Source organism: Kribbella catacumbae DSM 19601 (assembly GCF_000372465.1).
Lineage (GTDB): Bacteria > Actinomycetota > Actinomycetes > Propionibacteriales > Kribbellaceae > Kribbella > Kribbella catacumbae.
Map to the genome: position 1 here is coordinate 40,211 of NZ_AQUZ01000011.1, position 21,819 is coordinate 62,029.

Here is a 21,819-nt window from a genome sequence, read left to right on the forward strand (position 1 = left end):
TGATACACACCACGGTCAGCCGCCGACGATCTCGTCGAGCTGGGAGACGCCGGTCGCCGCCTGCGGTCCGTACCGCTCCCAGCGTTCGTGCAACCGGATCTGCCCACCGGGCAGCATTTCTGGCGTGCTCTCACAGTGCCCGGCCAGCACCGTGCCGTCGGCAAGCACCATCGTGTAGGTGAACTCGAGCGTGCCATCGGGACGGCACAGGCCGCTCAGCGACCCGCGCCGTACCCGGCCGCCGCTGAAGTCGGCCCAGAGGAGGTCACCCTGCTGCCGGTACGCCGCGACGGGCCCGTCGCCGTCGGCGTGCGCGACGTCGCGGAACCTCCTGCCGTTGTAGTCGATCACTGGCCGGGCACCTGATCATGCAGCTCGAGCGTGCAGCACTTCACGCCACCGCCGGCCCGCAGCAGCTCCGAGACGTCCATGCCGATCGGTTCGAAGCCCGCCGCCCGCAACTGGGCCGTCAGGTTGCTCGCACCTTCCGGCATCAGCACGTGCTTGCCGTCGGAGACAGCGTTGAGACCGAAGGCCTCGGCGTCTTCAGAGGTGGCGATGATGGCGTCCGGGAAGAGCTCGCGCAGGATCGCCTGGCTGCCGGGGGTGAAGGCGTCCGGGTAGTACATGACGGTCCGCTCGTCCAGCGCCGCCAACGCGGTGTCCAGGTGGTAGAACCGGTCGTCGACCAACGTCAGGCCGATCACGGCCCGGCCGAAGTACTCCTCGGTCTCGACGTGCGCGCGGCGGTCGGTGCGGAAGCCGTTGCCGGCCAGCAGCCAGGGGCCGGCGGCAAGGTAGTCGCCCTCGCCTTCGTTCTCCCTGGTCGCTTGCCGGACGGACAGTCCTTGGGCGGCGAACCAGTCCAGGTAGCCTGCCGACTCCGCGTCCCGCTGGGGGAACCGGAACCGGGCCACCAGGGCCTGGTTGCCGTACACGGTGGCGCCGTTGGCGGCGAAGACCATGTCCGGCAGCCCGGGCAGCGGCGGGATCAGGTCCACGGTGTGGCCGAGCTCGACCAGCTGGTCGTGGATCCGCTGCCACTGGGACATCGCGATCGACTGGTCGGTCGGCTTGCCCGGGTTCATCCACGGGTTGATCGAGTAGGTGACGTCGAAATGGGCCGGCGGGCACATCAGGTACCGGCGGAGGGTGCTCCGCCGGGTCCGGGCGTCGTACGGGCTGTCGGCGGTGGCCGTCGAGGTACCGACCTCGGAGATGAGTTCCATGCCGACAAGAGCGCGCGAGGGCCGCGATCAGATACTTGAGCCACCCACTGTATTTCCACGCCTCCGTCCTGGTCTCTGTCCGAGCAGGAGCGTTCTGACTCCGCCCAGCCCACCGGAGGTTCTGATCATGGTTACCGGCTTGAGCCGAGCTGAACTCACTGCGGAATACCTGGACGAGATCAAGCGACGAGGGATCTCGGCCGCCGAACTCGTCAGCACCCAACCGGAGTCCGTCGGCCTGCAGTCCTTCTACGGCGGCCGGTACCTGTCCCGGCCGCTGTTCCTCGGGCACGAGGAGACCGAGCAGCTGGCGAACGACATCCTGACGATGCATTCCGCACTGATCAGCCTGCCCGACAAGCTGCACGGCGGTGACGTGGCCGCGTTCGGCCGATCCGTCGGACTGAGCGAAGTACAGATCTCGGCCGTCCTGCGCAGCCAAGGCACCAGCGTCACCAAACAGAGTCGCGCCGACCTGTACATGGACGAGACCGGCTTCAAGCTGCTCGAGTTCAACATGGGCAGCGCGCTCGGTGGCATCGACCAGTCCGACATCGCCCGCGCACTGCTGGACCAGCCTGTACTGGCGGAGTTCGCGCAGGCGCAACGGCTCACCTATGTGGACACGATGCGCGAGCAGGTCAACAACATGCTGGTGGAGAGCGGATTCGAGCGCGGGTCGCGGCGGCCGGTGCTGGCCACCGTGGACTGGCCGAGCAGCTACGAGACCCTTGAGCCGTACATGCGGCACTTCGCGGTGCGGCTGGACCAGATGGGGATCGACGCGCACGTCGGCCACATCGGACAGCTCGAGGTCCGCGACGGCGGGGTCTGGCTCGGGGACGTGAAGATCGACATCATCCAGCGGCTGTTCATGCTGGAGGACCTGCTCGAGTACTCCGAGGCGTCGCAGCTGATGGACCCGATCCTGGACGCCGCCGCCCGTGGTGAGGTGAAGATCTTCACCCCGCTGGACTCGGAGATGTTCGCCAGCAAGGGCGCACTGGCCGTGCTGTCCGACGAGGCGAACCGCCAGTACTTCGACGAGCAGACGCTGGCCAGCCTGGACCGGATCCTGCCGTGGACCCGGATGGTCCGCGCCGGGCTGGTGACCCTGGAGGACGGCAGCCAGGTCGAGCTGATCGACTACGTGCTCAGCCACCAGGACGACCTGGTCCTCAAGCCGACCCAGCGGCACAGCGGGATCGGGGTGCTGCTGGGCTGGCGGGAGGACACCACTGCCGAGCTGTGGGCCGAACGCGTCAAGGAGGCGCTCGACGAAGGCGCCTGGATCGTCCAGCGCCGGATCCGGCCGGTGCCGGAACTCTTCCCGATGCCGGACGGCGACCCGGCACCGTGGATCGTGAACTGGGGCGTCTTCACCGTGGTCAACGGCTTCGGCGGCGTCTACGCCCGGGCCGCTCTGGTCGAGTCGACCGACGAGGTAGTCCGCCTCGGCGGCGGAGGCTTCGTCGGCTGCGGCCTGCACGTCCTGCCACCGGACTCCGACGTAGAGCCCGGCACCGCACTCCCGGTCAAGTAAGCAAGCGAGCCCACCACTGGTGGGCTCGGACCGGAAACGGGGACCTTGAACAAGGTAGACCTTGTTCAAGGTCCCCACTTGGTGTCCGAGCCCACCAGTGGTGGGCTCGGACGCGGGGGCGTGGTGGGGTCAGGTGGCGGGTTCGGTGCTGGGGCCCGTAGAGACGGTGTCGGTGGCCGGCTCCTCGTCGGGGCGGCGCATGCCGATCCGGGCGCAGACTGCGGACAGGATCGCTACTCCGGCGGCCCACAGCCAGAAGGTCTGGCCGAGGTGGGACCACGCCCAGACGCCGACCGCCGGACCGACCGCGTTACCGAGGCCGAAGACGCTCAGCATTGCGCCGGAGTACCGGCCGCGCAGGTGCGGCGGCGCGACCATGCCCGGGTAGGCGAAGGTCGTCGGTGCGCCGATGATCTCCGACGCCGTCCAGACGATCGTGCCGAGGATCAGCAGCACCGGGATCAGCGCGATCGCGTAGACCCCGTAGCCGACCGCGACCAGGCCGAAGCCGGCGATGGCGGTGATCCGTAATGGCCACTTCTGCACGTACTTCGTGGCCGGCACCTCGCACACCGCCACGACGATGGCGTTGGCCGAGACGACCAGGCTGTACCACCACAGGCTGAGGCCCTCGTCGACGATCGCCAGCGGGAGCACCGCGATGTACTGGCAGTAGACGATGGTCACCAAGAACACGGCGGCCAGGTAGAAGTCGTAGCGCCAGTCGGCCAGCACCGCCCGATAGCCCTGCTTCGTCTCCGCGGCCCTCGCGGCAGCAGCCGCGGCCTGGTCCTCCGGACTCGCCTTGCCTGGCAGGAATCTCCAGGCGATCGCGCTGTAGAGGACGGCGGCGGCCGCCTCGGCGTAGAACAGCAGGCTGTACGAGACCGACACCAGCGCGACGCCGACGATCGGGGTGACCGCGGTGCCCAGGTTGATGGCCAGCCGGTACATCGCCATCGTCATCACCAGCTGACCTGGCTTGGTCAGCTCGGCCAGCATCGCCTGGGCGGCCGGCCGGTTCAGCTGGCTCACGGTGCTGACCACGAGGATCGCCAGCAGGATCAGCCAGTAGACGTCGATGTACAGGATCGAGACGATCAGCGCGGCCGAGCCGAGCATGCTGATCAAGGTCGCCGCCCGGGCACTCAGCCGGTCGGTGAGCCAGCCGCCGACGAACGACCCCAGCACGTGGCCGGCACCGTAGATGCCGAGGGCGAACCCGGCCTGGCCGACGGTGAATCCGCGGTGCGTCATGAACAGCACCAGGAAGATCTGCAGGAAGGCGCCCAGCCGGTTGACGAACACACCGAACAGCAGGGCCTTCGACGTCAGCGACGTCTGGCGCCAGGTAGCGATCGCGCCGAGCCCGGCGCCCGGTTGTTCGGCCGCAGCCGGTTCGCGGTCGAGGTCTTCACTCATTAGCTACTTCACCCCTTGGTCCGGGCAGACGTGATGCTCCGGCGGTTGCCGGTGGACATTTGGTCCCGCACGCTACCGCGCCCAGGGCCTCACCGACAGGGTTTAAAGGCAACAAAACAAGGCGTATCAAGGGCGGCTCCCGGCTGCCTCTTCTGGGATGACGGCGAGACAACGCGGAGCGTATGTACGCCTGTTTCGACATGCCCTGCAGGCAGGAGGATCGGACCCCTATGACCATCGAAATCCACAAGGACCTCGATCGAATCCCGGACGACTTCATGCAGAGGCCGTACGAGATTCTCGAGCCCTACCGGAAGGCCGGCCGCGTGCATCACGTGGTCTTCCCGCACGGAGCCGACGTCTGGCTCGTCACCCGGTACGCCGACGTACGCGCCCTGCTGCAGGACCCCCGGGTGAGCAAGGACGGGACGCGGATGAACGAGATGTTCGCCCGCCACACCGGCACCTACGTCGAGGACGAGCACCCCGACGTCGGCTTCGACGACGAGTTGTCCCAGCACATGCTGAACACCGACGCGCCGCGGCACACCCGGCTGCGCTCGCTGGTGAGCAAGGCCTTCACACTGAAGCGGATGGAGAACTTCCGCGACCGGATCGAGGAGCTCGTCGGTCAGTACCTGGACAAGCTCGAGGGCCGCGACGACGTCGACCTGGTCACCGAGTACGCCCAGCCGCTGCCGATCGTGATCATCTGCGACGTACTCGGCATCCCGTTCGAGGACCGGGAACGGTTCCAGCAGTGGGCGGTCGAGCTGGTCGGTGCCGGCCACCCGCCGGAGGTGGTCGAGAACGCCTCGAAGAACGTGCAGGAGTACGGCCACGCGATCATCGAGATGAAGCGCAAGAACCCCGGCGACGACATGGTCAGCGCGATGATCGAGGGCAACCCGGACGGCGACCGGCTGACCGACGACGAACTCGTCGCGATGATCTTCCTCTACACGGTGGCCGGCCACATCACCTCGCAGCACACGCTGTCGAACTCCATCCTCAGCCTGCTCAGCAACCCCGACGCGATGGAGCGGCTGCGCGGCGACCTGTCGATCATGCCGCACGCGATCGACGAGCTGATGCGGTACGACGGCGGGGTCGGCGTGGCCACCTTCCGGTTCTCCCTGGAGGACATCGAGATCGGCGACACCGTGGTGCCGGAGAACAGCATCCTGGCGCTGTCGATCCTGTCGGCGCACCGGGACGAGGAGCAGTACACGAACGCGAACAAGCTGGACCTGGACCGCCATCCCAAGGGCGTGCTCGGGTTCGGTCACGGTCCGCACTTCTGCATCGGCCAGCCGCTGGCCAAGATGCAGACGAACATCGCGCTGACCCGGTTGCTGGAACGCTTCCCGGAGCTGCGGATGACCGCCGACGCGAGCTTCCTGGAGTGGGAGCCCAGCACACTGCTGCGCGGCATGCACCACCTGCCGGCCTCGACCCTTCCGCCGAAGTCCTAGGCCCTCAGGCAAAGGAAACGCCGCTCCAGCCGATTCGGCTGGAGCGGCGTTCTCGTTGCCGGGGGGAGTGGATCACTCCTCGACGTAGTACCAGTCCTCGGGGTTGATCAGGCCGTACGGGTTGACCGGCTGGACGCCGTGCAGGTTCTTCGCGACCTCGAACATCCGGTTCGGGAAGCCCGGCGACCAGATCGTCGGCACCTGCTCGGCGAGGTAGTCCTGGTACTCGTACAACGCCTCCGGGTCGTCACTGTGCACGGTCCGGTCGATCAGCTCGTCGGCCTTCGGGTCGGAGTAGTCGCCGAAGTTGCTGCCGCCGCCGGTGCGGAACAGCATCTCGCCGGTCAGGTGGCCGTAGTACGACCAGCCGCCGTTCCAGGTGTTGATCTCCCACAACCGCTTGGCCGGCTGGTTCGGGGCGTGGTCCTCGGCCACCATCACCGAGCCGTAGACCGGCTCCAGCTTCAGCTCGATCCCGGCCTTGCCGGCGTCCTCCTTGAAGATCTCCAGCAGCCGGAGCAGCGCGTCCTTGCCCTCGACGTACCGGATCGTGAAAGACATCCGGTCGCCGATCTCGACGCCATCGCCCGCACAACCGGCGACCTCACCAGGCTGCACACAGCCGGCCGGCAGGGTGCTGGTGTCCCAGCCGTGCGCCTCGAGCAGCTCGTTGGCGGCCGCCGGGTCGAACGGCATCGGGTCCTTGAGCTGCTTCGGCGACACGTGCGGGTTCGCCGGCGACGGAGGGATCGGGCCGTCCATCCGGTAGGCGTTGCCGTTGAAGACCTCACTGATGATGCGGTCCTGGTCCAGGCACATCTGCAGCGCCTGCCGGACATAGGTGTGCTTGTAGATCGCCGCCGCGGTGGAGTCGTTGTCGAAGTTGAACGGCATGTACCTAACCACGAAAACGTCCTGCGGCACCACCCGGTACTGGTCGGCGAGCGGGTCCGGGCTGCCGTCGGTGATCTCCATCCCGGGCGGCAGGTAACCGATCTGGATCCCGTCCGGTGCGTCCGGGCCGGCCAGCAACCGCTCGTACATCAGCTCGTCGGTGTCGTTCTGCACCTGCCGGAACTCGGCCAGGTGCGGCTTGTTCGGACCGGAGTACTGCTCGTTCGGAACGAAGGTCACCATGCCGTCGACGGTGTAGCTCTTCAGCCTCCAAGGGCCGTTGACCACACTCCACACCGGACTGTCCGCCCAGCCACCGCGGTGCAGGTTGGCCTCCTCGGTCCAGTCGCCGTTCTCCGACACCAGGTAGTCGTAGACGGCCGGGATGTCGTCCTTGTCGAAGGACGCCCGCGCCGGTCCGTCCGCCGTCCGGTCCCAGGCCTTCGGCATCGGGGTGATCAGCGACAGCTGGTTCATCTCCACCCAGGTCTTGGAGTAGACCTCGTCGAAGGTGAACCGGACCTTGTCCTCGGCAACCTTCTCGTACGACGACAGGTTGTCCGGGAAGTAGCCCGGCACGTAGTACCCGAGCCGGTCGCCCTTGACCGCCATCATGTTCACCCAGAACATCACGTTGTCGGCACAGATCGGCTCGCCGTTGGACCACTGCCACGGCTTCAGCGTGACGGTGACGCTGAGCCCGTCGTCACTCCACTCGGGCGGGTACGCCAGGCTGAGGTCGTAGTCGACCTCGGGCGCGCCCTCCTTGCCGAGCCAGAACAGCGGCCGGAACATCAGGATCTGGAACTCGTACAGGTTCCGGATGCCGATCCGTTCCCGGGGTGTGAACGGGAAGATGGCAGCGGGCGGGAAGCCGGGGTTGCAGGCCCAGGTGACAGTGCCACCCTTGATCGGCCGGCCGGCCCCGGACGGCTGGTCGGAGTGCTCGTCGGTCAACGCAGTGGACATCCAGGTCACCTCTCGTGGGTTGAATCAGTCAGGTCGAGGCCGGCAGGGCCAGGCGTACGTCGATCTGCCCGGCGAACTCGTACGCCGTCCGGATCGCCTCGTCGAAAGTCGGTCCGCTGGTACAGAGGAAGCCGAGGATGTTGTTGCCGTCCGGCGGGCGCCGGACCACGTCGCCCGGCTTCGCCGTGATCTTCAGGAAGAACACCCGGTCGGACTCGGACACCGTGGGCGGCACGGTGATCTCCTCGATCCGGCCAGGTCCGCCGATGAGACAGGTCCCGGCCAGATGCACACCGGTCGGGCGGTAGTGGTGCACGTCGGGCTTCATCCCGGCGGCGACGGCCATCGCGGCGCGGATCGGGCAGTAGCCGGTGCTCAGCCTGGCGAAGTAGTCCAGCCCGCCACCACCAGGCCGTACGGCGATCTCCAGCAGGTGCGGTCTGCCCTCGTGGAAGCGGACCTCGGCGTGCATCACGCTGCGCCGCAAGCCCTGCGCATGAGCCGCCAAGGTGACGACCTTGTGGACGGCGGCCAGGTCGTCGGTGCCGAGTACGGTCGGAGCCCGGTGCGCGTCGTCGTCGAAGGTGTCGCCCTCGATCGTGATCCGGTCGACGATCGAGCCCAGGTACACCTCGTCGTCCCAGGCGACCGCTTCGATCTGCATCTCCTGGCCGTCCAGGAAGGACTCGACGAGCAACCCGTACGGCCCGAGGTCGATGCCGTCGGCCTCCATCTGGAACCACGACATCCGCGCCATCCCGCCGACCGCCTGCGGGAACCGGGTGCGCAGTTCGTCCGGTCCGTTGATCTTGAACACGAAGTTGCTCGCGGCACCTAAAGTCGGCTTGAGAATGATCGGGTAGCCGAACTCGTCCGCGGCCGCGAGCGCGGCGTCGACGTCCGGCACCAGCCGGAACTGGGGCACCGGAGCACCGCCGCGCTGCTGGGCCTCCCGCATCAGCAGTTTGTTCCGGCTGATCCTGGCCGCGTCCAGGCCGACACCGGGCAGGCCGAGCGCCTCGGCCACCGCGGCGACCGTGAGCACCCCGGATTCGGAGAAGGTGAGCACGCCGTCGAACTGCTCGTCGGCGTGCCACTCGCGAGCGGCCGCGATGATGTGGTCGATGTGCTTGGAGCCGGCGACGCGGTAGCGCGCCGCCGGCCAGTAGTCCGGTTCGCCAAGTCCGTTGAGCACGAACAGGGTGCCGCCGAACTCCTCGACCTGGTGGTAGCGGGACTGGTAGTAGCCGGCGTTCTGCACGGCCTCCAGTGCGAGCAGTTTCATAGGATCGGTCGCGGGGAAACCCCATCCTTCAGGTCGGGGAGAAACCGCGACTGCCTCCCTTCGGTGATCGAGGACTGTCGGTTCCGACTGATTGGATAGATTCCGTGTCCCGGTTCCGGCTGTATCCGACTGCCGCGCAGCAAGCTGCGTTGCTGGAGCAGTGCGGGCATGCCCGGTACGTGTGGAACCTGGCGCTTGAGCAGTGGTCGATGTGGACCCGCGACAAAGGCGCGACGCCGGGGTACGTCGAGCAGGCGAGGCAGTTGACCGGGGCGCGGGCTGTGTCCGGCTGGTTGCGGGCAGGCTCGCAGACCGTGCAGCAGCAGGCGCTGCGAGACTTCGACCAAGCCGTCAGGAACTTCTATGTAGGTACCCACCAGCGGCCGACCTGGCGCAAGGCGGGGCTGCACGAGGGGTTCCGTATCGTCGGTTCCCAGGCGTCCCGGATCGTCAAGCTCAACCGGAAGTGGGCTGCGGTCAACGTGCCGAAGGTCGGTTGGGTGCGGTTCCGATTGTCGCGTGCCGTTCCCGCTGCGAAGTCGTACCGGGTCACTCGCGATCGGGTGGGGCGCTGGCATCTCGCGTTCGCCGTGATCCCGCAGCCGATCCCCGCGCCGGGTACGGGTGAGGTCGTCGGTGTGGACCGCGGCGTCACCGTGTCGGCGGCCCTGTCCACCGGCGAACTCCTGTCGTGCCCCGGTCTGTCGGATCGCGAACAGCATCGACTCAAGCAGTTGCAACGCCGCCTGTCGCGCTGCCGGCGTGGCTCCAACCGCCATCGGCGGGTGAAGGCCGCGATCGCGAAGCTGCATGCCCGGGCCGGCGACCGTCGCAAGGATTGGGTGGAGAAGACCAGCACCGACCTGGCGCGGCGGTTCGATGTCATCCGCGTCGAGGATCTGCGGATCGCCCAGATGACCAGGCGACCCAAGCCGAAACCCGATCCCGACCAACCGGGCGCGTACCTGCCGAACCGTCGGCGCGCCAAAGCGGGTCTGAACCGGGGCATCCTGGCCAACGGGTGGGGTGACCTGGTGAAGCGTCTGGAGCGCAAGGCCAAGGGACGGGTCGAGAAAGTGAACCCTGCGTACACGTCGCAGACCTGTAGCGTCTGTGGGCATTGCGCACCGGAGAACCGTGAGAACCAAGCGGTGTTCCGGTGCGTAGCCTGCGGGCACCGGGCGAACGCGGATGTGAACGCGGCAGTGAACATCGCGGCCGGACGGGCCGTCAGCGCACGCCGAGAGACGCCGGTACGGGTCTCGCTGAAGCGTGAACCTCAACACGCTACCTCCACGTAGTAGTTGGAATCCCCGTCCCCTTGGGACAGGGAGGACGTCAAGGTCACTACTCCTCACCGACCGCGGCGAGCTGTCGCGGCCTGTCGATCGAGTCGAGGCCGGTCGGACGGGGGGTTGCACCCACGGCGCGATCGGCGATCGCCCGCGCGATCTGCGGTGCGAACTTGAAGGACATCCCGCCGCAGGCCGCGAACGCCAACACCCTGCCCGCGCCGTACTCCGTCAGCAGTGGTCCGCCGTGCGTCCGCTCGGCCAGATAGAAGCCGTCGCTGGCGCCGACGACAGCCGCTGGATCGAAGGCCGGCAGCAGCCTTGAGAACACACCGATGAGGTGTTCGCGCCACTTGTCGGGCGTGACTCGGTCGGACATCTCGTCGACCGGCCGGCAGGCGCTCGCGGCACTCAACCGCATGGGTGCGTCCGACTGCGGTACCGACGGCATCAACCAGGCGTCGCGGGCAGGGCCGAGACCAAGCACAGCGGGCATCCCGGCCCAGTCCCGTCGCGAGGTGGGCGGCCGGTACGACAGCACGCTTTGCCGGTAGAGCGTCAAGTCCGAGCCGACGGCAGTCGGTAGCAGCTCCCGGGACCAGGGCCCGGCCGCCACCACCACCCGGTCGGTGGTTCGGGTCTCGCCATCGGCAAACCGGATCATCGCGGCCTCGCCGGACTGGGACACCGCGACGGCTTGCCGGTGTGGGTGCAGCCGAACCCGCGACTGGGCGCCCAGCCAATGGGCCATCGCCACCAGCGCATGGTCGGCCAGCACGACGCCGGCCGTCGCCTCCAGCACGGCTGCGGTTCCGGCCGGGAACCGGATCCGCGGATACCAGGTGGCCAGGTCCTTTGGCGACAGTGCCCAGGCCTTCGCGCCGGCCGTGGTGAGGAGTGCGAGCTCGGCCGGTGTGTCCTGCTCCGGCATCGCCGTGAGCGCCCCGGTCGGATGGTAGAAGCGCGTGCCGATCAGGCACTCGACATCCATCCAGCCCGCATGCGCGCCAGCGGCCGCCAGCGTCAACGTCGGTACGCCGCGGTGCAGCGCGCGAACCACCCGGAGCCGATCGTTCGACGTGGCCGCCGGTGAGGGGATCGGACCGGCGTCCACGAGATCGACCTGGTGCTCACCGCCCGCGCGAACGCACTCGATCGCGGTGAGCAGTCCGATCACGCCACCGCCGACCACAGTGATCCGCATCGGCGATCACCCACCTCCGGCGAGATCCCCGCCGGTCGGCTCGGCGGTCAGCAGTGGCGGTGCGAAGGGCGTGACCTCGGTGATGTCGAACGCTCCGGCGACGAGCAACCCGGCGTCCGGCGTACCGTCGAAGACGCCGGCTTCGCGGGCCGCTTCCGTGAGGTCGATCAGGATCGGTGAGGCGAGCGCGAGCAGTGCTTTCACCTCGCAGAACAGGTCACCCCAGGCTTCGGGTTGCTCGTCCAGGGCGGTGCCGTCGAGTGCTGCCGCAACCCGTCGCAGCCGGTCGATCTGGACCAGCACGGTGTCGGCCGAACGGTTCAGGTTGAACGTCGGCATCTCGTAGCAGAGGTTGAACCGCTCCAGCATGGCGACGACCCGGCCCCGCGCGGCCGGCGAGACCGGCAGCTTGGCGCTGTCGTCGCCGGCGTTGGCGATCGCCTTGGCCAGAGTGCCGGCCAGCTGGTTCCACGGGCCGATCAGCCGGTCTTCGGCCATCTTGTCCAGACCGGCCCGGCTGAAGGTGGACCGCTGGTACTCCGGTGCCGTCAGCGCCAGGTAGAGCCGGGCGACGTCACGCGGGACCTCCTTCAGCAGCTCCTGCGGTGTCAGCACGTGCCGCTTGCTGGTGGAGAACTTCGAGCTCTCCAGCTCGTAGAACTCGTTGTTGATAATGGATTCCGGGAGGGAGTACTTGTCGCCGTGCGCCATCAGCATCGCGATGTGCGGCAGGCAGAAGTAGTAGGCGTTGTCGAAACCGAGGAAGTGCACGATCCGCAGGTTCTCGGCCTTGCGCCACAGCTCCCCGGGCACGGTGTCCCGGCCGAGCTTGCTGGCGGCGTACGACGTGGTGAACATGCCGGCCGGGATGAGTTCGAGCCAGGCGTTGAGCACCTGGCCGGGCACCTCAGGGAACGGCGCCTGGACGCCCCAGTTCAGCGGGAACGTGATCGGGATGTCCTGCAGCGGGTGGGAGAGCAGCTCGGCGATCATCTGCCGAACGTGCGGCCGCCGGTGCTCGGCCAGCGACTCGTGGTACGCCGCCAGCCGCTCGCGGTACTCCTCCAGCGGCAGCACCATGATGGTGGCTTCGCGGTAGGTCAGCTTGTCGTTCGGGTCGATCGTGGAGTGCGGGTTGATCAGCTGGTCGAAGTTGTTCGGGTGGCAGCAGGTCTCGCACAGGCCACCGCGGCTGCTGCTCAGGCAGACCGGGCAGTCGCCCTCGATCAAGCCCTCGACCATGAACTCGCCGGTGCGCTCCAAATAGGGCAGCCGGACCGTCTTCAGCCGGAACACTCCGGCGGCGTGCAGGGCACTGAAGTACTGCAGCACAGTCGCCTTGTACGTCGAGTCGAACGGGCCGAAACCGTCGTACGAGATGCCGATCGCCTGCAGGGCTTCCTGGATCTGGGCCGTTGAGCGCTTGCAGAGCTCCTCCGACGTGATCCCTTCCCGGGCGGCCGAGGCGACCACGTAGGTCTGGCTGTCGTCGGTCTCGGTGGTGAAGATGACGTTGCGGCCGCGCGCCCGCTGGTAGCGCGCATAGATGTCGCCGGCCAGGTACGGACCGGCGATGTGGCCGAGGTGCATGCCACCGTTCGGGGTCGGGTTCGGCCCCAGGACGAGGACCGGACGGTCGTCGTCGGTGGGCAGCAGCTGGGTCATGCGCGAGCTCCTACTCGTTCGGCGGTCTCGATGGCTTCGGCGGCCTCGGCGTTCTCGTCGGCGTTCGCGGCCGCCGCGGCGGCCAGCGCCTCGGTCTCCGACCCGGCATGCTCGGCGAGGAACCGGTGGGACATCTCCGGGTCCCACCAGATGCTGGTGAAGACGAAGTCCTCGTCGTTCTCGTTGTGCACCCGGTGCAGCTGGCCGGGCGTGAAGTAGCAGACGTCACCGGCCCGGAAGGGCTGCCGCTCGCCACCGCACTCGACGATGCACTCACCGGAGACCGCGACGAAGATCTCCTGCTCGTGGTGCGTGTGCAGCTTGGAGACCGTGTTCGCCCGGCAGACGGCGTACGAGACCTCGAACGGCGCGTTCAGCACCGCCCACGGCATCAGCCGCTGGGTGTCGACGCTGTACTCGTGGACGAGGTTCTCGCGATCCAGCCGGGAGATGTGTACGACCATGATTACCGTCCCGAAATCTGCTCGAAGGTGTTCGGACCGTCCTGGGTGTGCCGGGTCTCGATGACGGCCTTGTGCGGGTCGCCCGCCAAGATCAGGTCGATCACCGGCGTACCGCCTTGGCCGGGCGTCTGCACCGACCGGCTGTACAGCACTCGCAGCTGGCTCGGCTCGAGCCCGCTGATCCGCTCCAGCTCGGCGACCAGCGCCGGCTCGCCGGTTCCACCGGCCAGCAACGCGTGGATCTCGCCGACGCGGGCTGCCAGGTCCGGGTGCTCGCGGTCCAGGAACCGTTCGAGTCCCGCGCCCTGTCCGGCGAAGGGGGAGTACGTCATGCAGACCAGGTGCTCCTCGGTCATCCCGAAGGTCTCCAGCGCGTACTCCTGGGCGGCGAGCCGCATCCGTTTCAGCGCGGCCGGGCTGTCGTACCGGGCCTGCATCATCTCGATCAGGTGGACCGGGATGTCCTTGCTGCGCATCAGGTTGAGAGCGAACTCGACGTACTCGGTCAGGCCCTCGTCGTACGAGCGCTGGAACAGGTGCTCGGCCTTCAGCCCGCGCAGGTGAGCCATCAGCGCGGGGTTCGCGCAGTCGGACTCGGTGAAGCTGAAGGCGAGGTCGTCGAACTGGAAGCCGAGGAATCCGGTCAGCAGCTCGAAGTGATCGCCGGCCGCGTAGTCGGTCTCGTCGTAGATCGAGAAGAACCGCAGCCGCTCCGGTACGTCGGTGCTGACCCGGCGCTCGGCGATCGCGTCGGCCGCGCCCGCGCCGTGGATGTCGGCGAAGTACGACTGGGAGATGCCGTCGAGCTGGCCGAGTATCCGGCCGAACCCGCTCTGGCCGTCGCGCGGTTTGGCGGGCATCGCCGTACCGAGCCGGCGGGCCAGCCGGCCGACCCAGAAGGTGTACTGACGCTGCTCCTGTGGCGAGTCGCCGGTGATGATCACGTCGGCACCGTCGCCGAAGGAGGCAGCGACCCCGAACGCGTTGAACACGCTGAGGTTGCAGGAGTTGCAGAACGTCGGCCGGCCGTCGGCGAAGGTGCGGTGGCCGGTCATCAGGATGTCGAGCCGGTTGCGCCGGACCACGTGGTCGAACTGCGGCAGGTCGACGTCGAACGGGCTCACCTCGTCGCCGTCCACCAGGAGCAGTTCGCAGTCCGGGTCGTCGGCAAGCCACAGTGCGCGGTACTCGCGATCGATGTTCTCCATCACGGCGCGCGGCATGCCCGCATGCCGGTTGGTCGCGACCCGCATCTGGAAGGTGCGGCCGTGCACCCGGTACAGGATGAGCTGTATCGCGCGGACGAAGGCCAGCGTGTACGAGCTGTCCTTGCCGCCGCCGTAAGCCACCATGACGAGGTTGCGTTCCAGCTCCGTCCGGTGCGGCAACTCTGCCTCCAGCCTGCCGCTGCAGCGCAGCGCTTCGGCCATCACACCTTCCGGCATGGCCGCGCGCAGACCTTCGAACACCTGGTCGCGGGCCCGGGCCACCTCGTCGGTCGGGGTCCGATCCAGTTCGAGCGTTGTCATCCGGCTCTCCTTGAGGGCTGGGCGTTTCTCCAACCCTTAGAGCGCGGCTGACTCCTTGGCTGATACAGCCGTGGCAGGGATCCCATCGCGGTGGGCGATGATGTCGCGGCAGATCTCCTCAGCCCGCTGGGCCAGCACGCTGAGCAAGGAATCGGAGATGCCGTGCGTCTGCTCGTTGACGCCCTGCAGGTAGCAGGCCGCCGTACTCGAACTGTCGAGCTCCAGCCGGTACTGGCGGGAGACGTCGATGCGATCCAGCTCGAGATTGCCGGCCAGCTCGCGGACCAGCCGCGGCATCCGGGTGTCGAAGCCGGTACCCAGGAACACCACGTCGCGGTGCAGCTCGGTGACCGCGCCGGTCCGCCGGTCGGTGAGCTCCAGCACCACCTCTTCGTCGGTTTCGCGGGCGGCGGTGATGTCGACCATCGTGACCAGCCGCCGGTCGTTGCGGTCGTTGAACCGGTCGAGGTACAGATCGGTGTACAGATGCTCGAGCATCGGGGGAGTGACGACGGAGTAGTTGGTCCGGTACATCTCCCGGAGGATCTGCTCGCGCGCGGCGGGCCGGGCCTGGTAGAACTCGTCCACGAACGACGGGTAATACAGCTCGTTGGTGAACTTGCTGGACTCGTCCGAGCTCAGCCCGATGGAACGCATCAGCCACGTGACGTCGCTGTCGGGCAGGTCGTCGCGCAGCGCACGGAACATCTCCGCGGCGCTCTGCGAGCTGCCCACCACGGCGACCCGGTACGGCAGCTCACCCGACAGCTCGGCCACCCGCTGCCGGTACGAGGTGCTGTGGACGATCCGGGTCGGGGATACGCCGGCGAGCACTGGCGGGATATTGGGTTCCCGGCTGCCGCCGTACACGAGGTACCGGCTGGTGATGGTCGTACCGTCGGCGAGTGTGGTGACCCAGCCGGTCACTGCGCCGGTCTCGTCTCGTCTCGGCAGGAGCGCCACGCACTCGCGGCCGAGGTCGATCCGGACCTTGGTGAGCGAGTCCGCCACCCAGCGCAGGTACTTCGCGAACTCGACCCGGTACGGCGTGAAGGTGCTCATGTTGACGAACTCGTCCAGCCGGCCGGTCTCGAACAGGTGGTTCAGGAACGAGAACTTGCTGCGCGGATCCCGCTGGGTGACCAGGTCCTTGAGGAACGACACCTGGCTGGTGGCCCACGGCATCAGCATGCCCTGCTGCCACTCGATCGTCGGGTTCCGGTCGATCAGCAGAGTGTTCTCCGCGAGGTCCGGCGCCAGCTCCTCGAGGGCGACCGCGAGCCCGAGATTGGACGGGCCGGCGCCGATCGCCAGGAGTTCGACCTCTACGTCGGACGTGAACGTCTGCTCGGACATCTGTGCCGCCTTCGCCTCTGGTAGCCGTTGCCTCCCCTTCGAGAGCAGCCGGCCGGGCGCCGGTGATACATGTCTTCACCTGGCCAGGGGTGGCACAGGTGGGGTGGTAGGCCCGATCCTTGCGGGATGGTTCTGAAAGAGGGGCGGCTGTGGTTTCTGGACTGGCTGCGGGTGCTGGCTGTGGCCGGGGTGTTCTTGTTTCACACCTTGCGGCCGTTCGATGATGCCGACTGGCACGTCAAGAACGCCGACACCAGTGAGGGGATCTCGACCGCCATCGCGTTCCTCGGGTTGTGGGGGTTGGCGTTCTTCTTCATGCTGTCCGGCGCGGGTGCCTGGCTGGCCTTGCGGTGGCGCACTGCGACGGGCTTCCTGCGGGAGCGACTGCTCCGGTTGCTCGTCCCGCTAGTCGTCGCGTACGTGGTGCTGTCGCCGCCGCAGTACTTCATCGAGGAGCACCACAAGGGCCGCTCCGACGACTCGTTCCTGGGTGACGTGAAGACGTTCTTCAGCGACTTGAGTGGTGATGCGCCGTTGTGGCTGCGCGACACCTATCACCTGTGGTTCCTCGTCTACCTGTTGCAGTTCGCTCTGCTCGGCCTGCCGATCTTCCTGTGGTTGCGCGGTTCGCAGGGCAGACGTCTGGTCGACTGGATCGCAGTGCGTTGTAAGCGGCGCGGGAGGATCCTGCTGCTCGCGGTGCCGCTCGTGCCGGTGCACCTGCTGCTCTACGGCGCACCTGGTCCCGACCACGGCTGGGGCGAGTTCATCTTCTTCTTCGACTTCTTCGTGGTCGGTTTTCTCGTCCTGTCAGACGATCGACTGATCGCGGCCGTACGCCGTGACGCCGTGCCCGGCCTGGCGCTGGGCCTCGGTGCATTCGTGATCGGCGTCGCCACCGGCATCATCGACTTCCTCGAGGCGTGGTGGGAGGACCCGACCTACTCGTGGCCGTACGTCTGGTACTCCACGCTGATCACCTTCGCCGTCTGGGGCTGGCTGGTCGCCGTACTGGCGTTCGGCATGCGGCTACCCGCGTTCCAACGACCACTGCCAACACCACTCGCCCGAGCGGCGATGCCCTTCTTCCTGATCCACCAACCGGTGATCCTGGCACTCGCCTACTACGTGGTCGACTGGAACACGAGCATCGCGACAAAGTACGCCGTACTGATGCCAGCCGCCTTCCTACTCTCCACAACCCTGGCCTGGCTGCTGTCGATCCTGCCAGGGGTTTCAGTCCTCGTCGGCGTCAAACGCCAGCCAGCGGCGACGTCCCCCCGAACCACAACGGGCTAGCCGGGCGTCGGCCCGCCGAGGACCGCGGCCAGGTCGCGTTCGCGCGGCGCGAGCAGCACAGAGTCCCAGTCGATCAGGCGCATCCGGCCGTCGGTGGTGCGGAGGACGTTGGCGCTGTTCGGCTCACCGTGAGTCACCACCCAGGGATCGTCCGACGCCTCGATCTCGCGGACCAGCGCATCGTAGTGCGCGAGCCTGGCGCGGAGGTGATCGAGCGCACCGGCCAGCCGCAGCCGGGTGGCCTCGGAATATGGCCCGGAGGACCAAGGCTGGTCGAGGTCGGCGAGAGCGGCCAGCAGCGCATCCCGGCCTGGTACGGCGAAGTCCCAGCGCTGCAAGGCTTCTGGCGGTGTCGCCGTGTGCAGCCGACCGAGGATCCCGGCGATCTCTGCCCGCTCAGCCGGGTTGTCCCACGCGCCGTCTGGAGTGCTCCACCCCTGCAGATAAGGCAGAACCACCAGGGTCCAACCCGGTAGCACCTCGCTGACGAGCCGGCCGGTGCGATCAGGCAACGGCGCCACGACGAACTCGTAGCAGCCCTCGGCTAGCTCCTTCGCCGTGTGCGCGGCCGCCTCGATGGCACCTTTCACTTGCTCGGCGGTCGAGCCGAGCCCGCTGCCCCACGGATCGAGCCGATCCGCCGTGACGAACCAGCGCGCACTGCCGGCTTCGGAGGCGATCCAGTGGTGACTGCCGAATCCGATGGGTGCGTAGGCCACCTTGGTAGCTCGGAAACCCCAATGCTCACTGAGGATTCTGGTCACCAGGTCGCACGGGATCTCGGCAGGTTCGACCCTCATACCAGCGACCCTAGCCGCAGGGCTGGGCGAAATTCAGCTGGTTTATCTGGCGCAGCTGGCGAACACGCAGCAGGGGAAGCGGTTCGTCTCCCAAGCCAGGGACGGAGGAGTTGGAGGTGACCGCTGGCTACGCGGATTCCGTTCATGGCCGGTCGGCTGGGCGGGTTCCTTGGTGGTCGACGATGAATTTGAAGCCGTAGCGGGTGGTCCATTCGAGGGTGTCCTCGTCTAGGCGGCGGACCTTCCAGCGGCCATGCGTTTTCACCCGGTGGCTAAAGCGCCGGAGCGGGATGAGGTTACTGACGCTAGTTTGGCCTGGTGGGCCGTTTGGCCGGAATGGTTCGATGTGGTCGAGGTCGGCGGCGCGGCTGCTGTCGCCGGTGCCGTAGGGGAACTGTTCGATGGGGTGGCGGAGTTTGACGCGTTCGCGGATGCGTTGGGGGATTTCGTAGGCGTCGACGCTCGGGTTGTCTTTGAGGTCGATGACCGGGCGGATGGTGATGTGGTTGTGGCCAAGGAGTTCCTCCAATCGAGTGACCAGCGCCGGGCCGCATCCGTCGATCCGTGCGACGCCTTCGCCTGCGAGCAAGGTTTCGTCGGTGATGTGGAGGTAGAGCATCGTGCCACTGCTCTGGCGCTTTGAGTCCTGCTTGAGGTCAGCGAGTTTGCCGAGCAGTTCCCGCAACGCTGCGCTGTCGAGATCGGGCCGGTCGGCCGGGGAGTCGCTCGTGTGACTCGGCCTGCAGGTCGGCCTAGATGTGTCACGTGCGTCAGGGTGCTGGAGCGGATCAGACTCAACGGACTGGCCGGACTGGCCGGACTGTTCGAGCAGGTCGGGCTGTTCGGAGTGGTCGGATGGTCCGTGTGAGGTGTCTTGCGGGCAGGGGTGAAGCTGGCCGGGCCCGGTGTGCTCGTCGGCCTCAGTCACTTCGTCCCACGGCCAACGTGTTGCCGGGGTGTCCGGCTCGCTCTCATGCCGTGCAGGAGCAACCGGGGCGGGAGACGCCCAGTCCGGCGCCAGGTCCGGCGTGACGTCAGGAGCTGGGTCGGGCTCGGTGGCTGGCTCGCTGCCGGGGGTCGCGGGCGGCGCCGCAGGAGGTTGAGGGCTGGGTGCCGCAGTGGGTCGGGTGGGCTGCGCGGCTGGCTCGTCGTCGGACGCCGTGTCAGGTGCCGGGTTGGGCGGCTGGGTGGTAGGGGTTTGGGTGGTGAGGTGCTGGGCTATTTGGAGGAGTTCGGTGGTGAGGACAGGGTCGGCGATGATGCCGATGGCGCGGGCTCGGCGTTGGTTGATGGGGGAGGTGTCTCCGAGGGCGGCCAGGGCGTCGGCGATTTGGTCGAGGGTGGCTTGGAAGCGGATGACGTCGCCGGTGGGGGCTTTGACGAACAGGACGGTGGTGCCGTGGTCGTCGGTGCGGCCGGCCCAGACTCCGCGTTCGCGTGCTTTCTCCTCTGCGATGGCGCGGGCGCCGTCGGGGTCGGCTTCCCACAGGGCGGCCTTGACGATGTTGTGGAGGCGTAGCGGGGAGAGGGTGTCGACGATGTTTGCGACGCGCCGGTCGACGATGCCAGCAGCCTCCTCGGACAGGTCCATGCAGGCTGAGGCGATGTTGCACGCCTTCCAGGCGGTGGCGTGCCCTGACTCGACTTGTGCCCAGATCCTGGGGAGCCGATGGCGAAGGGCGAGGGCCTGGCCCATGTAGCGGGCGGCTGAGGCGGTGGAGCGGCCGATCATCACGCCGAACTCGGCGACGGCGAATTCAGCGACGCTGGGGCAGCCGGAACCGCCGTACACCCTGCTTTGCTCGCCGCCGGGGACCAGTTCGTGGTCGGACACGGTGGCTGTGCCGGGGTGGAGGTCGGCGAAGTGCTGGGCGTGGCGGAGGATTTCGACGTCGATCCTGTTGCGCTGGGCGTGCAGTTCGCCGGTCGAGGAGAGGGTCTCCCGGGCCGTGTAGTCGTCGAGATCAGATGCGAACATGTGTTCGATACTACGCTCTGTTAGCGGTCCATGCAAATCGGAGACAACCCTGAAGTTCCTTACTTACAAGGCAGTTCGACAACGCCGGGCGAGCGGGCGAGGATTCCATCCGCGCGGCGTTGACGCTCTGTGAGGAGGGTTGTCAGAGGTTCGGGTAGAGCGGGAACTTTGAGGTCAGGGTGGTGACGCGGGTGCGTAGGTCGGTGGTGAGAGCTTCGGTTGGGGGGTGGGTGAGTGTGGTGGCGATGATGTCGGCGACCTCGGTGAACTCGGGTTGGCCGAAGCCGCGGGTGGCCAGGGCTGGGGTGCCGATGCGGAGGCCTGAGGAGATCATTGGTGGGCGGGGGTCGAAGGGGACGGCGTTGCGGTTTACGGTGAGGCCGACTGTGTGTAGCCGGTCCTCGGCCTGTTGGCCGTCGAGGTCGGAGTTCCGCAGATCGACCAGGACGAGGTGTACCTGGGTACCTCCGGTCAGTACGGAGATTCCGGCGGCCTGGACATCGTCGGCCAGGAGCCGTTCGGCCAGTGTGCGAGCGCCTTCGAGAGTACGGCGCTGGCGGTCGCGGAACTCCTCCGTCGCGGCCAGCTTGAACGCCACCGCCTTGGCGGCGATCACGTGCTCCAGCGGGCCACCTTGCTGACCAGGAAAGACCGCCGAGTTGAACTTCTTGGCCAGCTCCGCGCGGTTGGTCAGGATGACTCCACCGCGCGGGCCGCCGAGAGTCTTGTGCGTGGTCGTGGTGACCACGTCCGCATGCGGGACCGGGTTCGGGTGCAGACCTGCCGCGACGAGTCCGGCGAAGTGCGCCATGTCGACCATCAGGTAGGCGTCGACGAGGTCGGCGATCCGGCGGAACTCCGCGAAGTCCAGGTGCAGCGGGTACGCCGACCAGCCGGCGATGATCAGCTTCGGGCGGTGCTCGAGTGCGAGCCGTTCGACCTCGGCCATGTCGACGGCGAAGTCGGTATCGCGCACGTGGTACGCGACGACGTCGTACAGCTTGCCGCTGAAGTTGAGTCGCATGCCATGGGTGAGATGTCCGCCATGAGCGAGGTCGAGGCCCAGGATCGTGTCGCCGGGCTCGAGCAGGGCGGACATGGCGGCCGCGTTGGCCTGCGCGCCCGAATGCGGCTGGACGTTCGCGAACCCGGCGCCGAACAGTTGCTTGACCCGGTCGATGGCGAGTCGCTCGACGACGTCGATGTGCTCGCAGCCACCGTAGTACCGGCGGCCGGGGTAGCCCTCGGCGTACTTGTTGGTCAGGACGGAGCCCTGCGCCTCCATCACCGCGACGGGTGCGAAGTTCTCACTCGCGATCAGTTCGAGGGTGTCCTGCTGGCGTCCGAGTTCGGCGCGGATGGCGGCGTGGATCTCCGGATCGAAGCCAGCCAGCGACTGGTCGTGGGTGTTCATC

Annotated in this window: 17 protein-coding genes; 4 read left to right on the forward strand and 13 right to left on the reverse strand. The window is 67.5% G+C overall.

Features of this window, described 5'->3' with window-relative positions; translation table 11 throughout:
- Positions 1 to 15 precede the first annotated feature (15 nt).
- Both A3ES_RS0113835 and ddaH read right to left on the reverse strand, forming a co-directional pair.
- A complete protein-coding gene (locus A3ES_RS0113835) occupies positions 16 to 351 on the reverse strand; it encodes an avidin-fold protein (protein WP_020387420.1) in 336 nt (111 codons plus the stop codon).
- Positions 348 to 1,229 carry a dimethylargininase gene (ddaH, locus tag A3ES_RS0113840; RefSeq protein WP_020387421.1) on the reverse strand — a complete coding sequence of 294 codons (882 nt, stop codon included), beginning with the start codon at positions 1,227 to 1,229 and terminating at the stop codon, positions 348 to 350. The genes A3ES_RS0113835 and ddaH overlap by 4 nt, the downstream gene beginning before the upstream one ends.
- 127 nt (positions 1,230 to 1,356) lie before the next feature.
- Here ddaH and A3ES_RS0113845 point away from each other — a divergent pair, with 127 nt between their 5' ends.
- Positions 1,357 to 2,772, forward strand: a complete 1,416-nt coding sequence (locus A3ES_RS0113845; RefSeq protein ID WP_020387422.1) for a hypothetical protein — start codon at positions 1,357 to 1,359, stop codon at positions 2,770 to 2,772.
- Between the two features lie 129 nt (positions 2,773 to 2,901).
- Here A3ES_RS0113845 and A3ES_RS0113850 read toward each other — a convergent pair whose 3' ends face one another.
- Positions 2,902 to 4,194 carry an MFS transporter gene (locus A3ES_RS0113850; RefSeq protein ID WP_020387423.1) on the reverse strand — a complete coding sequence of 431 codons (1,293 nt, stop codon included), beginning with the start codon at positions 4,192 to 4,194 and terminating at the stop codon, positions 2,902 to 2,904.
- A gap of 230 nt (positions 4,195 to 4,424) precedes the next feature.
- Here A3ES_RS0113850 and A3ES_RS0113855 point away from each other — a divergent pair, with 230 nt between their 5' ends.
- On the forward strand, positions 4,425 to 5,669 hold the full coding sequence (locus A3ES_RS0113855; RefSeq protein ID WP_020387424.1) for a cytochrome P450 family protein: 1,245 nt from the start codon (positions 4,425 to 4,427) through the stop codon (positions 5,667 to 5,669).
- Between the two features lie 72 nt (positions 5,670 to 5,741).
- On the opposite strand, the gene A3ES_RS0113860 is transcribed toward A3ES_RS0113855, so the two are convergent.
- Complete coding sequence (locus tag A3ES_RS0113860) at positions 5,742 to 7,532, reverse strand: ABC transporter substrate-binding protein (RefSeq protein WP_020387425.1); 1,791 nt, start codon at positions 7,530 to 7,532, stop codon at positions 5,742 to 5,744.
- A gap of 28 nt (positions 7,533 to 7,560) precedes the next feature.
- Positions 7,561 to 8,817 carry an ATP-grasp domain-containing protein gene (locus A3ES_RS0113865; protein ID WP_020387426.1) on the reverse strand — a complete coding sequence of 419 codons (1,257 nt, stop codon included), beginning with the start codon at positions 8,815 to 8,817 and terminating at the stop codon, positions 7,561 to 7,563.
- Between the two features lie 104 nt (positions 8,818 to 8,921).
- Here A3ES_RS0113865 and A3ES_RS0113870 point away from each other — a divergent pair, with 104 nt between their 5' ends.
- A complete protein-coding gene (locus A3ES_RS0113870; protein WP_020387427.1) occupies positions 8,922 to 10,118 on the forward strand; it encodes an RNA-guided endonuclease InsQ/TnpB family protein in 1,197 nt (398 codons plus the stop codon).
- A gap of 46 nt (positions 10,119 to 10,164) precedes the next feature.
- On the opposite strand, the gene A3ES_RS0113875 is transcribed toward A3ES_RS0113870, so the two are convergent.
- The 5 genes from A3ES_RS0113875 to A3ES_RS0113895 are packed head-to-tail and all read right to left on the reverse strand — an operon-like array spanning position 10,165 to position 16,327.
- On the reverse strand, positions 10,165 to 11,313 hold the full coding sequence (locus A3ES_RS0113875; protein ID WP_020387428.1) for an NAD(P)/FAD-dependent oxidoreductase: 1,149 nt from the start codon (positions 11,311 to 11,313) through the stop codon (positions 10,165 to 10,167).
- 6 nt (positions 11,314 to 11,319) lie between these two features.
- Positions 11,320 to 12,978, reverse strand: a complete 1,659-nt coding sequence (locus A3ES_RS0113880) for a class I tRNA ligase family protein (RefSeq protein ID WP_020387429.1) — start codon at positions 12,976 to 12,978, stop codon at positions 11,320 to 11,322.
- Complete coding sequence (locus tag A3ES_RS47140; protein WP_020387430.1) at positions 12,975 to 13,442, reverse strand: cupin domain-containing protein; 468 nt, start codon at positions 13,440 to 13,442, stop codon at positions 12,975 to 12,977. The genes A3ES_RS0113880 and A3ES_RS47140 overlap by 4 nt, the downstream gene beginning before the upstream one ends.
- Before the next feature lie 2 nt (positions 13,443 to 13,444).
- Complete coding sequence (locus A3ES_RS0113890; protein WP_020387431.1) at positions 13,445 to 14,971, reverse strand: hypothetical protein; 1,527 nt, start codon at positions 14,969 to 14,971, stop codon at positions 13,445 to 13,447.
- A gap of 36 nt (positions 14,972 to 15,007) precedes the next feature.
- On the reverse strand, positions 15,008 to 16,327 hold the full coding sequence (locus tag A3ES_RS0113895; RefSeq protein WP_020387432.1) for a SidA/IucD/PvdA family monooxygenase: 1,320 nt from the start codon (positions 16,325 to 16,327) through the stop codon (positions 15,008 to 15,010).
- A 126-nt stretch (positions 16,328 to 16,453) separates the two neighbouring features.
- Here A3ES_RS0113895 and A3ES_RS0113900 point away from each other — a divergent pair, with 126 nt between their 5' ends.
- Positions 16,454 to 17,626 carry an acyltransferase family protein gene (locus tag A3ES_RS0113900; RefSeq protein ID WP_020387433.1) on the forward strand — a complete coding sequence of 391 codons (1,173 nt, stop codon included), beginning with the start codon at positions 16,454 to 16,456 and terminating at the stop codon, positions 17,624 to 17,626.
- Here the strand turns inward: A3ES_RS0113900 and A3ES_RS47145 are convergent.
- The 3 genes from A3ES_RS47145 to glyA all read right to left on the reverse strand — a co-directional run bounded on the left by A3ES_RS47145 (position 17,623) and on the right by glyA (position 21,818).
- Positions 17,623 to 18,426: a phosphotransferase enzyme family protein gene (locus A3ES_RS47145; RefSeq protein ID WP_020387434.1), complete on the reverse strand. Its 804-nt coding sequence runs from the start codon at positions 18,424 to 18,426 to the stop codon at positions 17,623 to 17,625. The genes A3ES_RS0113900 and A3ES_RS47145 overlap by 4 nt on opposite strands.
- Before the next feature lie 142 nt (positions 18,427 to 18,568).
- Positions 18,569 to 20,404: a DUF222 domain-containing protein gene (locus A3ES_RS0113910; RefSeq protein WP_020387435.1), complete on the reverse strand. Its 1,836-nt coding sequence runs from the start codon at positions 20,402 to 20,404 to the stop codon at positions 18,569 to 18,571.
- A gap of 142 nt (positions 20,405 to 20,546) precedes the next feature.
- Positions 20,547 to 21,818, reverse strand: coding sequence for a serine hydroxymethyltransferase (gene glyA / locus A3ES_RS0113915; protein ID WP_020387436.1), 1,272 nt, complete (start codon positions 21,816 to 21,818; stop codon positions 20,547 to 20,549).
- Position 21,819 lies beyond the last annotated feature (1 nt).

What these genes read in the sequence shown, in the direction of transcription:
- ddaH (WP_020387421.1), bottom strand. Translation starts at nt 1,229, where the DNA reads ATGGAACTCATCTCCGAGGTCGGTACCTCGACGGCCACCGCCGACAGC.
- A3ES_RS0113845 (WP_020387422.1), top strand. Translation starts at nt 1,357, where the DNA reads ATGGTTACCGGCTTGAGCCGAGCTGAACTCACTGCGGAATACCTGGAC.
- A3ES_RS0113850 (WP_020387423.1), bottom strand. Translation starts at nt 4,194, where the DNA reads ATGAGTGAAGACCTCGACCGCGAACCGGCTGCGGCCGAACAACCGGGC.
- A3ES_RS0113855 (WP_020387424.1), top strand. Translation starts at nt 4,425, where the DNA reads ATGACCATCGAAATCCACAAGGACCTCGATCGAATCCCGGACGACTTC.
- A3ES_RS0113860 (WP_020387425.1), bottom strand. Translation starts at nt 7,532, where the DNA reads ATGTCCACTGCGTTGACCGACGAGCACTCCGACCAGCCGTCCGGGGCC.
- A3ES_RS0113865 (WP_020387426.1), bottom strand. Translation starts at nt 8,817, where the DNA reads ATGAAACTGCTCGCACTGGAGGCCGTGCAGAACGCCGGCTACTACCAG.
- A3ES_RS0113875 (WP_020387428.1), bottom strand. Translation starts at nt 11,313, where the DNA reads ATGCGGATCACTGTGGTCGGCGGTGGCGTGATCGGACTGCTCACCGCG.
- A3ES_RS0113880 (WP_020387429.1), bottom strand. Translation starts at nt 12,978, where the DNA reads ATGACCCAGCTGCTGCCCACCGACGACGACCGTCCGGTCCTCGTCCTG.
- A3ES_RS47140 (WP_020387430.1), bottom strand. Translation starts at nt 13,442, where the DNA reads ATGGTCGTACACATCTCCCGGCTGGATCGCGAGAACCTCGTCCACGAG.
- A3ES_RS0113890 (WP_020387431.1), bottom strand. Translation starts at nt 14,971, where the DNA reads ATGACAACGCTCGAACTGGATCGGACCCCGACCGACGAGGTGGCCCGG.
- A3ES_RS0113895 (WP_020387432.1), bottom strand. Translation starts at nt 16,327, where the DNA reads ATGTCCGAGCAGACGTTCACGTCCGACGTAGAGGTCGAACTCCTGGCG.
- A3ES_RS0113900 (WP_020387433.1), top strand. Translation starts at nt 16,454, where the DNA reads ATGGTTCTGAAAGAGGGGCGGCTGTGGTTTCTGGACTGGCTGCGGGTG.
- A3ES_RS47145 (WP_020387434.1), bottom strand. Translation starts at nt 18,426, where the DNA reads ATGAGGGTCGAACCTGCCGAGATCCCGTGCGACCTGGTGACCAGAATC.
- A3ES_RS0113910 (WP_020387435.1), bottom strand. Translation starts at nt 20,404, where the DNA reads ATGTTCGCATCTGATCTCGACGACTACACGGCCCGGGAGACCCTCTCC.
- glyA (WP_020387436.1), bottom strand. Translation starts at nt 21,818, where the DNA reads ATGAACACCCACGACCAGTCGCTGGCTGGCTTCGATCCGGAGATCCAC.